Genomic DNA, 12,640 nt, shown 5'->3' on the forward strand with positions numbered 1-12,640 from the left:
GGGCCGACCTCATTTGGGAGGCTCGAAATCGAAGGGCTTGGCCGGCTTGAATTCGGCCGTCGCGTTGCCGGAGAATACATGATCCTGGACCGGGCCGAGGTCGAGCTTCTTTACCGTGCCACTTCCCGGCGCGAAGTCGATGGCCTTGAGGTCGACCCAGAACGTGTTGGGCGTCAGCGCCGATTCAAAGAAGTACAGCTTACGCTTGTGGTCGAACACGGTGCGCCAGCGGGTGGAGGAGACGAAGGGTTGGTCCGGCGTCGTCAGCCCATAGGGCACTGAGGCGTTGCGGATCACGCTGAACACGCTGGCGAGCGCGCGGTTGGGGTCTTCCCATTTCGGGATGGCATTGACGTAGAAGGAGGCCCGGGCGAAGCGGTCGGCGGCGCGATTGGTGCCGGGCAGCTGGTTCAGTCCGCCGATCTGCTTCCAATAGGCGTTGAGCGCCAGCTGCTGGTCGTAGGTCGGCGAGTTGGTCATCACCTGATATTGCCGGCCATGGTGGATGACCTGCTTGCCGTCGATATATTCGACGACGGCGCTGTCGCCGCTGGGGTCGGAGATCGACAGGTGCAGCGTCGCCATGCGGCTGCCGTCGGGCAGGGTGTCGCTAACCAGCACGAAGGGTTCGGCCTCAAGCGCCGCGACCGCTTCCGTCACCGTGGCGAAATTATCGAGCACATATTGCGCCCAGGCGGCGATGGAGAGGCCGGGCTTGTTCGGATCGGCCGGCGGGTACCGGGACTCCGTCAGCCACAGCATGTTGGCCATCAGCCCGGCCTCGTTGACGCCGTCCGTGGTGGAGATGTCGTAGCCGGAGGCGATCACGCTGCCATATTTCGACGTCCAGTGCAGCGAGTTCGGGCCGCCCGCGCCGTCTCGCTCCATGCCGCGCGGAAAGATCCAGAGATTGGTCAGGATGTCCTGCGACCAGTCCATGGAGCGGGCGGTGATGACGTTGTCGTCAGTGCCGAGATAGACGAGCCGCGTGCAGGCAAAGGACGCAGCCGGTGCGATCGCCAGGCCGGTGGCGAGAGCGGCGGCGAGGAGGGCAGGCGCGCGGGCGAGCATCGACGACTCCTCAAGTGCGGGCCTCATAAAGACCGCTTGGAGGTATCGAGGCAAGATAGAGCCCCCCCTGTGGCGTGGGGAGGGTTGCCGGGCGGCGTCGGCCGCCGGACCCGCAGAGTGTTCGGAGCGAGCGGGAGATGCCGCGGTCGCGTCGATACGGTTTTGCGGTGATTTTCTGCTGTCATGGGCGGTATTTGGTGGTCGATGCAGCTTTTGGATACGGTCGGCGGCGTTGTCGCGGTCGTGTAGCGTTCCGCAGATCCTACTTTATTGCCGAGTTTCCATTTTGTTGTATCGTGGACTTACGCTCGATATGGGGGAGCGTCTACGATCAACGAGAACGACCGTCTAGAATAGAATATTCGAAGCAATTTCGAATTTAACCTATTTCGGATGGGTGGAGGAAGACGACTTGCCGAACGAGGGTTGCGGTTGGCAGGCCGGGAGTGCGTTCGCTTCTAGGCTCCACATGTTGGTTGGAACTGGTGGACCCCACCGTCATTCATCTGTCGATAAGGGGCAAACATGGCTACTACATATACTTACACTTATTACTATGGCGTGAGTGGCGAGCACGGGACAAATATCAACACCAATAATGAAGGGCCTGTATCATTCGCCATCGAAGATGGCGATACGCTCAATGTTGGTGAAGCTATCACGCTTACGGTGGGTTCTGACGCCGTTGAAGGAGTCTATCAGGGTATTTCGGAGGCCGGAGATCCTTATTTCACCGTTGAGGGGCAGTATTATTTCGGCTCCAGCACGGAATATACGAACGGCGCCAACAACGCTCCTGCCTATACGGCAGAGACGTTCTGCTTCCTCACCGGCACGCTCGTCGCGACGCCGGCCGGTCTGGTTGCGGTCGAGGATCTCGCCATCGGCGACCTGGTGCTGACCAGCGATGGCCGCACCGTTCCGGTGAAGTGGATGGGCCGGCAGGCTTTCATGCCGGCGTTCGGCATGCCGGAAGCCCGCCGTCCGGTGATCATCGTCGCCGGTGCGCTGGGTGAGAACCTGCCCGCGCGCGATCTGCGCGTGACCTCCGACCACGCACTCCTGCTCGACGGCACGCTGGTGCAGGCCGGCGCGCTGGTCAACGGCACGACGATCCGCCGCATGACCGCCGCGGAGCTCGGCGAGCGCTTCGTCGTCTACCACATCGAGCTCGAGAACCACGAACTCGTGGTCGCCGAGGGCGTGGCCGCCGAGACCTTCGTGGACAACGTCTCGCGCCGACACTTCGACAACTATGCCGAGTTCGAGGCGCTGTTCGGCACTTCGCCAGCCTCGATCGCCGAGATCGACCTGCCGCGCGTGAAGAGCGCCCGCCAGCTGCCGGCCTCGATCCGCGCCCGGGTGCAGGATGCGGCCGAGCGTCTGGTCCCGGCTCAGGGCGTCGCGGCCTGAGCGGACCGGGTCACATGGGCGGCGGAGCGTCACGGCGCCGCCGCGCCAGTGCCGGGGAGGGCCGCTGCCTGAGCGGCCGTCCTTGAGATGACCAAAACGACAAAAGCCCGGCGAGGATGACGCGATGTCTTCCCTTCGCCGGGCTTTTGCTTTCGAATTCGTCGCTGCGTCGGCTAAATGGCTGGCGTCTTGCGCGCTTCTTGCCAGCCGGAGCCGATAGCCGGAGGCTCCCTTGGCGGCGGGAGCGACGGGCGCACCTTGCCACGCGAGGCGATCCTGCGGCCCTTTCGCCGGCCTGACGCCCTGCGAATACAATTGCATAGTCCGGACCTTAGAGCCGGATCGTTTCGTCCGCGATCCGCTCCACCCGGTACCGGGACTGAACACCTAGCCTTGGCTTCCTATGCTGCCGGCGAGTTTCATGCCTCCGGCGTGAGCACGGTTCATCCCCGGAACGGACGGTGGCAGGCGTGATTTCGCCCCGGCGCGATCTCTCCTTTAGGTGCCGGGCCGGCGCGCGGGCCTCATCAACTCGCCCAGGAAGGCTCAGCACGAGGTAACCGGGCCGACTGGCCGGAAGGAGCGCCCCCGAATGGGAGCGCTCCGCTCCTTTCAGAGCGCCAGCTCGCGCCGCAGTATCTCCAGCCGCTCCATGGCGACGACGCCGTCGGCGATGGTCGGCGCCGCCGTCTCGATGCCGGCCAGCGCCGGCACCACATCGGCCAGCAGTGCGTGATAGCCCTTCGGATCCTCATTCGCCGCGGCGGTGAAGTTCGGCTTCCAGGTGAGGGAATCCACGTCGTCGGCGAGGGTGGCGGCGGGGTCGGCGACCTTGAAGGGCGGGTTTCGGTGCCAGCGGATCTCGATGACGTCCTCGACCTCGATGCGCTGATGGTCGCCCATCAGCTCGATCCGCTCCACCGGGGTGCCGCGCGACTGGATGGTACCCATGGCGATGTTGCCGATCGCCCCGCATTCGAACTCGAAGCCGACATGGAACAGCACCCGGCCCGGAACCTTCTCGATCTTGCGCGCGGAAATCGTCTTCACCGGCGAGACCAGGAAGGAGACGAGATCCATGTAATGCACGCAGTGATGCAGGAAGAAGCCGGTATAGTCGACGTTGCCGACGAAGTATCCCGGCGCGGTCATGTAGTAGCCGGTGATGCCCAGCACGTCGCCGAAGCGGCCGGAGCGCACGATGTTCGCGGCCATCTTGTTGCCGACCGAGTAGCGCTTCATGAAGCCGACCAGCAGCGGCTTCTTCGCCTTCTCCGAGGCGGCGAGCAGTTCGCGCGCGCCGGCGGCGGTGCCGGCCGGCGGCTTCTCCATGAACACGCCGAGCCCGCGCTCCAGCGCCTTCTTGCCGAAGGCGAGGTGCTGGTCGGGGCCGACCGCCATGCCCACCGCGTCGAGGCCGGGGGTGGCCAGCAGCGTCTCGACATCGCTGGTGAGGTTCGTCACGCCGAACTGCCGGCCGGCATCGGCGAGGCGGGCGCCGTCGATGTCGCACAGCGCGGTGAGCTTCACGTCATGGCGGACGAGTTGCGGCAGCAGCATCTGGGTGGCGTGGATGCCGCAGCCGATCCAACCGATATTGAGGGTCATCGACGGTATTCCGTGAGGGTGATGTGGGACTTCATGAAGGCGACGCTGGCCGAGAGACGGTCGCTCTCGTCCTCATGCGGGGCGCGCCACTGCGCGAAGGGAACGCCGAAGCGGTCGTCGCGGCGGCGGAACGGCTCCAGCGAGATCGGGCCGGCATAGCCGATCTCGTGCAGCGCACGGCACACCGCCACCCAGTCGGTAGCGCCGGTGCCGGGGAAGCCGCGATGGTTCTCGTTGGCCTGGAAATGCACCACGCGGCCGGCGGCGAGGCGCATCGCCTCCGGGATCGAGCTCTCTTCCATGTGCATGTGGAAGGTGTCGAGCATCAGCTGGATGGCGGGGTGATCGACGGCATCCAGCAACTCGATCGCCTGCTGGGTGGTGCACAGCACGTCGCTTTCGAAGCGGTTCAGCGGTTCGACGGCGAGCAGGATGCCGTGCTTCGCCGCGTAGTCACCGGCCTCGCGCAGGCCGTCGACGCAGCGCTGCTTGCGGGCGAGGCGCTCCTCCTCCGCCACCGGCTGCGGCGGCCGGCCGGCGAACACCAGCGGGTTGCCGGTGAGCGGCCCACCGACGATCTTCGCACCGAGCGCCACCGCCTGGTCGACGGTGTATTTCAGATAGTCGATGCCGGCCCGGTGCGCGTCCGCCTCGGCGGAGGAAAGGTTGCGCTGGAGATTGACGCGCGCGGCGAGCACCACGTCGAGCCCGGCCTCGTCGAGCGCCTTCCGGGCCACCTTGGCATCGATCTCGCCGACCTCGGGCACCAGCAGCTCGACGAAATCGTAGCCGTGCTCGCGCATGCGGGCGAAGAGCGGGAAATGCTCGGCCGTGAAGGGCCGGGCATATTGCATGGAGATCAACCCAATCGGGTTCATTGCAGACGTCCTCGGTCGAGCCCGCGTCGCGAGATTGCGGCGGCGGGGGTGTTGCGTCAGCCCTTCACGGCGCCCTGGGTCATGCCGCCGATGAGGTGGCGCTGGACGAAGAGGAAGAGCAAGGTGGCGGGGAGGGCGCCGACCACCGCGCCGGCGGCGAGCAGGCCCCATTCGATCTGGTACTCACCGATCAGCGTCTGGATCGCCACGGTGACCGGGCGCACGTTCCGCCCGCCCAGTGTGAGCGCGTAGAGATATTCGTTCCAGGCGGTGATGAAGATGTAGATGCCGGTGGAGATGATGCCTGGCACCATCAGCGGCAGCACGATCCGGCGCAGCGTGGTGAGCCGCGAGCAGCCATCGGTCATCGCCGCCTCGTCGAGGCTCTTGGGGATGGCGCCGACGTAGCTGGTCAGCATCCACACCGCGAAGGGAATGGCGACGGTGGAATTGGCGAGGATCAGCGCGAAATGGGTGTCGAGCAGCCCGAAGCGCCGCATCAGCACGAAGAGCGGCAGGATCAGCAGCACCACCGGGAACATGTTGATGAGCAGGAATTGCAGCATCAGCAGCCGCCGGCCGGGGAAGCGGAAGCGCGAGAAGGAGTAGGCGGCGGTCACCGCGACCACGAGACCGAGCGCCATGGTGCCGGTGGCGATGATCAGGCTGTGCAGCATGTTGGTCAGGAAGGAGGTCTGCCCCAGCAGTCGCCAGTAATTGTCGAGGCTCCAGCCGGCCGGCGACAGCGAGACGCCGCTGGAGGCGATCTGCGCCGAGGGAGTCAGCGAGGTCAGGACCATCCACGCAAAGGGCGCCATGGCGAACAGCACGATCAGCGCCACCGGCAGGTCGGTGGTGAGGATGCGACGCAGGGTGGAGGGCTTGTTCATTTCTCCACCTCGCGCATGGTGCGGGCCAGATAGACGGCGACGAAGCTGCCGAGCAGGATGGTGAAGGTGACGGCGATGGCGGTGCCGTAGCCGAAATCGAGGTTCTGCCGGGCCTTGATGAAGGCGTAGAGCGGCAGCGTGTGGGTGGAGTAGCCGGGGCCGCCGCCGGTCATCACGAAGATGACGTCCATCGAGTTCGCCACCCAGATCACCCGGAGCAGGCCGGCGGTGGCGAGCACCGGCATGATGCCGGGCAGGGTGATGTGCAGGAATTGCCGCCAGGACGAGGCGCCGTCGAGCGAGGCGGCTTCGTACTGGCTCTTGGGGATGCCCTGCAGGCCGGCGAGGATCATCACCGCGAAGAAGGGGAAGCCCTGCCAGGTGAGCGTGGCGATCACCGCATAGAGCGCGAGATGCGGGTCGGCCAGCCACGGCACCGCGCCCTGCACCACCGAGAGATAGATCAGCAGGTCGTTGAGCACGCCGGTATTGGGATCGTAGATCCAGCGCCACATCAGCGCGATCACCACGCTGGGTAGCGCCCAGGGAATGATGATCAGCGCGCGGGCAACGCTGCGCCAGGGGAATTCGCGGTTCAGCAGGATGGCGGTGACGAGGCCGAGCCCCATCTGCAGCGGCACGGTGAGGCCGATCCAGATCACAGTGTTCCACAGTGCGGTCCAGAACACCGGGTCGCTGAACAGCTTGATGTAGTTGCCGAACCCCACGAAGCGGCTGGCATTCGGCCGGAACAGGATCAGGTCGTAGAAGCTGGTGATCACGGCCTGCGCCATCGGCAGGAAGACGATGACGGCTGTCACCACCACGGCCGGCGCCAGCAGCCAATAGGGGGTGAGATGCGCCCGGCGCCAGAAGGGGCCGGGGCTTTCGGCGGCGCGTGTGGGGGTGACGATCGACATACTGAATTCCGTGGCTGTCGCGCGTGGAGAGAGGTTCCGGCCACCGGCCGGAACCTGATGCGTCACGGGGCGTCGGCGCGGGGCCGGACCCGAGGGATCACTGCGCGACGAGTGCGTTCAGCTCTTCCATCATCTGCTGCGAGGAGATCTGCCCGGTCAGGGCCCGCTGCATGGCGGTCTGCCAGGCGGTGTTCACGAACTCCGAGGTGGCGGCGTTCTGCGGCAGCACATGCGCGAAGGGCAGGGACTCCACCGTGGCGTCGACGAAGCGGCGCTCATGCAGCTTCCAGTCCTTGGCGCCGCTCTTGGTCACCGTCATCTGGCCGGTGGCGCTGTTGAAGGCGACGTTGTTCTGCCCTTCGGCAAGGAAGGAGATCCACTTCCACGCCGCGTCCTTGTGCGGCGAGGCGGAGAACACCGCCAGCGATTCATCGCCATAGGAAGTCCAGCGACCATCGCCGCATTTCGGCACCGGCACCGCCGACACCTTGTCGCCGAGCGCCGCCACGAGGTCCCTGGACGAGCCGATATGGTGGATGGTCATCGCGGTCTTGCCGGCCTTGAAGGCGCCGATGATCTCCTGGAAGCCGTCATTCGGCGCCGAGGGCGGGATCACCTTGTCCTTGCGGAACAGGTCGATCACCCACTGATTGGCGGCGACCGCCTGCGGGTTGGTCAGCCCGCCCGGCTTGAGCGCGCCGCCCTGCGAGAACACGAAGGCGCCCCACTGGTCCCAACCGCCCTTGCCGCCGCGCAGGCCGAAGCCATAGACATCGGGCGCCTTGGTCAGCTTGATCGCCGCGTCGCGGAAATCCTCGCAGGTCGCCGGCGGCTTGAGGCCGGCGGCGGCCAACATGTCGGTGCGGTAGTAGAGGTACAGGACGACATACTGGATCGGCAGATAGTACTGCGTGCCGTCCGGACCCTTGTTCAGCTCCAACAGGTTGTCGAGCAGGTCGGCCTTGCCGGGCCACGCATTGATGCGATCGCCGAGCGGCTCGAGCGCGCCCATCTCGACGAGGCGCGGCTGCGCGAACAGCTTCACCATCGCCGCATCGGGAGCGTTGCCGCCGATCAGCGCGGTATAGAGATTGTCGTAATAGCTGTTCCAGGGAACGTTCTCGGCCTCGACCTTGATCCCCGGATTGGCCTTCTCGAACTTCGCCACCAGCTCCGACATCGGATTGGCCGGGTTGTCGAAGTGGTACCAGAAGCGAACCGTCTCAGCGTTGGCCGAGCCGGTCGCCATCGCGGCGGCGAATGTGGCGGCGACGGCGAGGCCGGCCGCAAATTTTCTCAAGAGTCCCATGACGCGTTTCCTCCATTGGTTCAGGCTTTTGTTTGGTTCTTGATTGTTGTTGCGACCTCGCCCGCCACCTTCAGCGCCTCACGCGCCGCAGCGAGTTCGTTCGTGTTCTGCAGGAATCCGTGGGTGACGCCGGGCACGACGTCGAAACGGTCGGTGCGCCCCAGTGCCTTCAGCCGGGCATCGAGCGCCACCGTGTCGGAAAACAGCGGGTCGACGCCGGCCGCCATCAGATAGAGCGGTGGCAGCGCGGCGAGCGCGGCGTCCGTAGCGGCGAGCGGGCAGGCGAGGGGATCGCCGACGAGATCGCGCCCGGCGACATACCAGTCCCAGTAGCGGCCCATCCGCGCGGTGGTGAGGCCGGGCCCGTTCTCGAAGCGGCGATAGGACGAGCCGGTGAGATCGGTCGTGTAGTTGCCATAGAACAGCAGGGCGCCGTCCGGCAGATCCCGCCCGGCGGCCTGCTCGTGCAGCATGGCGGCGAGGGCGAGATTGGCGCCGGCGGAGTCTCCGGAAACCAACACCGGCCCTTCCAGTCCCTCGACGGCGCCGGCGAGCACCGCCCGCAGCGTCGCCACGGTGTCGAAGAGGCCGGCCGGATAGGGGTGCTCCGGCGCGAGGCGGTAGTCCGGCAGCACGACGCGCATGCGGGCCGCGTTCGCCAGCACCCGCGCGCAGCGCTCATGCGTCTCCGGCGAGCAAAAGGCGAAACCGCCGCCATGCACGAACAGGATGGTGCCGAGCCCGGCCTCATGCGGCGTCAGGATGCGCAGACGAACCTCGGCCGAGCCGAGCGCCGCGTCGGCGGGAAGCATCGCCTCGCGATCATCAGCCATCTCTGGCAGGTTGACGTTCCAGCGCCGGTTGTTCCGCGCGGCGAGGGCGCGTCCCTCGGCGGCCGGTAGCAGCGTCGCGTCGGGCTGCGGACCGGTCTCGGCGGCGACCTTGTCGATGAGGGCGCGCATCTCAGCCGAGAGGATGCCGGGATCGACGGTCATTGCTGGGTTTCCGGGAAAACGTCGGGGCCGAAGTCGACGATGGTGGCGATGTGGCGGCGCATGGCGGTGGTGGCGCTGGCGATGTCGCCGCTGGCGATGGCGTCGATCAGGCTGCGATGGCGCTGGGCGGTCGCCAGCAGGTCGCGCACGCCGCGGCTGCGGGAGATCTTGAAGCGGTGATTGTGCACCAGGCAGCGGTGCAGGATCGGGTCGAGGGCCGGCAGGCGGGCATCCTGGAGGATGCGCCGGTGGAAGTCGCGATCGATGGAGGCGAGCAGCAACTCGTCATCCGCATCGGCGGCCTGAAGCATCTGCGCCATCATGGCGTTGAGATCGTCGATGAGCGACGGGCTCGGCGAGCGGACGACGCGCGGCAGGCCGGCGCATTCGATGTGGTCGCGCAGGCGGAACATCTCGACCGCCTCATCCTCGGTGCAGTCGGACACCTGCGTGCCGCGATGCCCCTGACGGCGCACCAGCCCCTCCTCCTGCAATTGCAGCAGGGCCTCGCGCACCGTGCCCTGGCTGCACTGGAAGTGGGCGGCGAGGTCAAGCTCGGTGAGGCCGGTGCCGGCCGGCAGCGTGCCGAGCATGATGTCGCGCTTCAGCGCATTGAACGCCGCGCTGGCCTTGGGTGGCCTGCTGGCGCCTCTGCTCGGGGATTTGGTGGAAAAATACACCATCGGGCGTGCCGGTTCCGTGTTGCCTCATGGGCAGATTATCATTATCGATAATGATAACGATAATTCAGTCAAGCCCGAAACGGCAAGTCGAGGAGGAAAACGATGTCGGCCATAGCCCTGAAGGGTGTGCGCAAGTCCTATGGCGACGTGCAGGTCATCCGCAGCATCGACATCGAGATCGAGAGCGGCGAGTTCCTGGTGCTGGTGGGGCCGTCCGGCTGCGGCAAGTCGACCCTGCTGCGCATGATCGCCGGTCTCGAGGAGATCACCGGCGGCGATCTGGTCATCGCCGGCACGCGGGTGAACGCGCTGCCGCCGGCCCAGCGGGACATCGCCATGGTGTTCCAGGACTACGCGCTCTATCCGCATATGAGCGTGGAGGACAACATGTCCTTCGGCCTCAAGATGCGCGGCGCCAATGAGAACGAGGTCGGCCGGCGCGTCGAGCAGGCGGCCGACATCCTCAAGCTGCGCGACTATCTCAAGCGGCGTCCCTCGCAGCTCTCCGGCGGCCAGCGCCAGCGCGTCGCCATGGGCCGCGCCATCGTGCGCGAGCCGGCGGCCTTCCTGTTCGACGAGCCGCTGTCCAATCTCGACGCGGCGCTGCGGGTGGAGATGCGGCTGGAGATCGCCAAGCTGCACAGCCGCATGAAGGCGACCACCGTGTATGTCACCCATGACCAGGTGGAGGCGATGACGCTCGCCGACCGCATCGTGGTGATGAATGCCGGCCATGTGGAGCAGATCGGCGCGCCGTTGCAGCTCTATCACAAGCCGGCGACGCTGTTCGTCGCGCGCTTCATCGGCAGCCCGACCATGAACACGCTGCCGGGCGTGGCGGCGGTGTCGCCGGGCGGCACGGCACTGAAGGTGTTGCAGGGCACGATCGCGCTCCAGCAGGAGGCGTCGATTCGCGACGACCAGCCGATCGTGCTCGGCGTGCGGCCGGAGGATCTTTCGCTCTGCGGCGAAGGCGAGGCGTGGTTTGCCGGCGAGATCGCCGTCGCCGAGCGGCTGGGCAGCCAGACCTACGCCTATGTCGATATCGGCCACACCCGCATGCTGACCATCGAATGCCCGCGCGACGCCGAGATCCATGTCGGCGACAAGGTGAATGTGCGCGGCAACGCGGCCAAGCTGCACATCTTCGACGAGGCGACCGGCCAGCGGCTGAACTGAGCGCCGACGCGGCCCGCCCTTGCGGTGGGCCGCCCTTCAGACGCGAATCGAAGAAACCGAATCAAGCATCTGAGATACAAAAGAAAAGGGCGCCTTGCGGCGCCCTTTGTCATTTCCGCCGAAGCGGCAGGATCACTTGATCTTGCCTTCGCGGAATTCGACGTGCTTCTTCGCGACCGGGTCGTACTTCTTCACGACCAGCTTGTCGGTCATGGTACGGGAGTTCTTCTTCGTCACGTAGAAGAAGCCGGTGTCGGCGCTCGAATTGAGCCTGATCTTGATGGTCGTTGCCTTGGCCATGACCGGCCTCCTGAAAGTGGCACGCGACCCAATGTCGGGATCGCGTCGAAATCATCGGGGTCGCGCGGCAGCGATGCCGCTCGTTGAGCGTCCGTATCCTTGATCGGCGCCCAATTGTCAAGGAAGGCGTGCGGTGGAACGGTCGCGGACCAGCTGGATCGCGACCACCAGCACGTAGAAGGCCAACATGGCCGCGAGCGTGAACGCAAAGCCGTCCGGTCCCATGACGCCCATGCCGGCGCCCACGGTCACAGGGCCGGCGATGAGGCCGATGGAATACAGCATCACGAAGGCCGCATTGGCGGTGGCGAGGGCGCCACCATGGAATCGCTCCCCCAGCAGCGCCAGGCCGACCGTGTACATGCCGCAGACGATGCCGGTCATGGTGAACATCGTCGCCATCAGTGCGACGCTGCCGATGGCGAGGAAGGGAATCAGCGCCGCACCGCCGAATCCGACCAGCGCGCAGGCCAGCAGTACCTTGCGCCGGTCCATGCGGTCGCTGATGAGGCCGAGCGGGATCTGGAAGGCGACATTGCCGAGTTCGGCGATGGTGAGTAGCAGCGCCGCCTCGCCCTCGCCGAGCCCTCTCCGCAGCCCGTAGAGCGGCAGGAAGTTGACGAGGCCGGTCTCCACCGCGCCGAAGACGAAGGCCGCCAGCGTCGCCGCGGGGGCGAGCCGCATCAGGCTCAGCACGCCGCGCGAGCTTTCCTTCTCGATCACCGGGGCCTGCGAGGCGCCGATCATCACCGGGATGGAGGCGAGGACGAAGAAGGTGGCGCCGACGAGATAGGGCGCCCAGCCGCTGGTGCCGACCAGCGAGAGGATCGCCGGCCCGCCGGCAAATCCGAAGGCCAGCGTCGTCGCGTAGATGCCGATGACGAGGCCGCGGCGGTTGGCCGGCGCGGCGGCATTGATCCAGAACTCGCTGACCACGAACAGCACGCACAGCGAGGCGCCGAACAGGAAGCGCAGCGGGAACCACAGCACGAAGGCGTCGGTGACCTTGAAGGCGATGAGGCTGGTCGCCCCGAGCGCCACCGCGCCCATCATCATCGGTCCGGCGCCGAACCGGCGCACCAGATCCGGCAGGAACGGCGCCGTGACGATGGTGGCGATGCCGCCAATGGCGGTGTTCAGCCCGATCCAGGTGCTGGAGATGCCGCGCGCGTCGAGTTCGAAGGCGAGCAGCGGGATAGAGAGCGCAAGGCCGAGCCCCACGACCGAGATCGCGGCGATCGCGGCCGCGAGCGAGGCGATGTTGGTGCGTTCGACGGGTAGATCGGCATGCATGGGACGCGACGGCTCACCAAGGGACAGGCCGTCGGCTTTAGAGCATGTTCGGCGAAAACTGAATGACTATTGTGATCACATTCGCCGGCCGCGACGTGCGG

The 12,640-nt window shown here is 66.2% G+C and carries 12 protein-coding genes; 2 read left to right on the plus strand and 10 right to left on the minus strand.

All coding sequences use genetic code 11. The features are described from left to right. Positions 1-9 precede the first annotated feature (9 nt). A complete protein-coding gene (locus KHC28_RS02550; protein WP_214006756.1) occupies positions 10-1,071 on the minus strand; it encodes a linear amide C-N hydrolase in 1,062 nt (353 codons plus the stop codon). Between the two features lie 669 nt (positions 1,072-1,740). Here KHC28_RS02550 and KHC28_RS02555 point away from each other — a divergent pair. Next, positions 1,741-2,484, plus strand: coding sequence for a Hint domain-containing protein (locus tag KHC28_RS02555; protein WP_214006757.1), 744 nt, complete (start codon positions 1,741-1,743; stop codon positions 2,482-2,484). A 612-nt stretch (positions 2,485-3,096) separates the two neighbouring features. Here KHC28_RS02555 and KHC28_RS02560 read toward each other — a convergent pair. The 7 genes from KHC28_RS02560 to KHC28_RS02590 all read right to left on the minus strand — a co-directional run bounded on the left by KHC28_RS02560 (position 3,097) and on the right by KHC28_RS02590 (position 9,767). Continuing rightward, positions 3,097-4,092 carry a Gfo/Idh/MocA family protein gene (locus KHC28_RS02560; protein ID WP_214006758.1) on the minus strand — a complete coding sequence of 332 codons (996 nt, stop codon included), beginning with the start codon at positions 4,090-4,092 and terminating at the stop codon, positions 3,097-3,099. Next, positions 4,089-4,970: a sugar phosphate isomerase/epimerase family protein gene (locus tag KHC28_RS02565; protein ID WP_214006759.1), complete on the minus strand. Its 882-nt coding sequence runs from the start codon at positions 4,968-4,970 to the stop codon at positions 4,089-4,091. The genes KHC28_RS02560 and KHC28_RS02565 overlap by 4 nt, the downstream gene beginning before the upstream one ends. A gap of 56 nt (positions 4,971-5,026) precedes the next feature. Then, complete coding sequence (locus KHC28_RS02570; RefSeq protein ID WP_214006760.1) at positions 5,027-5,860, minus strand: carbohydrate ABC transporter permease; 834 nt, start codon at positions 5,858-5,860, stop codon at positions 5,027-5,029. Then, positions 5,857-6,780 carry a carbohydrate ABC transporter permease gene (locus KHC28_RS02575; RefSeq protein ID WP_214006761.1) on the minus strand — a complete coding sequence of 308 codons (924 nt, stop codon included), beginning with the start codon at positions 6,778-6,780 and terminating at the stop codon, positions 5,857-5,859. Before KHC28_RS02575 ends, KHC28_RS02570 begins: the two co-directional genes overlap by 4 nt. A 97-nt stretch (positions 6,781-6,877) precedes the next feature. Next, positions 6,878-8,029 carry an ABC transporter substrate-binding protein gene (locus tag KHC28_RS02580; RefSeq protein WP_376772589.1) on the minus strand — a complete coding sequence of 384 codons (1,152 nt, stop codon included), beginning with the start codon at positions 8,027-8,029 and terminating at the stop codon, positions 6,878-6,880. Between the two features lie 80 nt (positions 8,030-8,109). Next, a complete protein-coding gene (locus KHC28_RS02585) occupies positions 8,110-9,084 on the minus strand; it encodes an alpha/beta hydrolase (RefSeq protein ID WP_214006763.1) in 975 nt (324 codons plus the stop codon). After that, positions 9,081-9,767 (minus strand): GntR family transcriptional regulator, encoded by a 687-nt coding sequence (locus tag KHC28_RS02590; protein ID WP_214006764.1) that lies wholly within the window; start codon positions 9,765-9,767, stop codon positions 9,081-9,083. The genes KHC28_RS02585 and KHC28_RS02590 overlap by 4 nt, the downstream gene beginning before the upstream one ends. A gap of 102 nt (positions 9,768-9,869) precedes the next feature. Here KHC28_RS02590 and KHC28_RS02595 point away from each other — a divergent pair, with 102 nt between their 5' ends. Beyond that, positions 9,870-10,946, plus strand: coding sequence for an ABC transporter ATP-binding protein (locus KHC28_RS02595; RefSeq protein ID WP_214006765.1), 1,077 nt, complete (start codon positions 9,870-9,872; stop codon positions 10,944-10,946). A 132-nt stretch (positions 10,947-11,078) separates the two neighbouring features. Here the strand turns inward: KHC28_RS02595 and rpmG are convergent, their stop codons facing one another. Continuing rightward, positions 11,079-11,246 (minus strand): 50S ribosomal protein L33, encoded by a 168-nt coding sequence (rpmG, locus tag KHC28_RS02600; protein ID WP_214006766.1) that lies wholly within the window; start codon positions 11,244-11,246, stop codon positions 11,079-11,081. A gap of 117 nt (positions 11,247-11,363) precedes the next feature. Continuing rightward, positions 11,364-12,539 carry an MFS transporter gene (locus KHC28_RS02605; RefSeq protein WP_214006767.1) on the minus strand — a complete coding sequence of 392 codons (1,176 nt, stop codon included), beginning with the start codon at positions 12,537-12,539 and terminating at the stop codon, positions 11,364-11,366. Positions 12,540-12,640: the final 101 nt, after the last annotated feature.

It is taken from the genome of Ancylobacter sonchi (assembly GCF_018390695.1).
Lineage (GTDB): Bacteria > Pseudomonadota > Alphaproteobacteria > Rhizobiales > Xanthobacteraceae > Ancylobacter > Ancylobacter sonchi.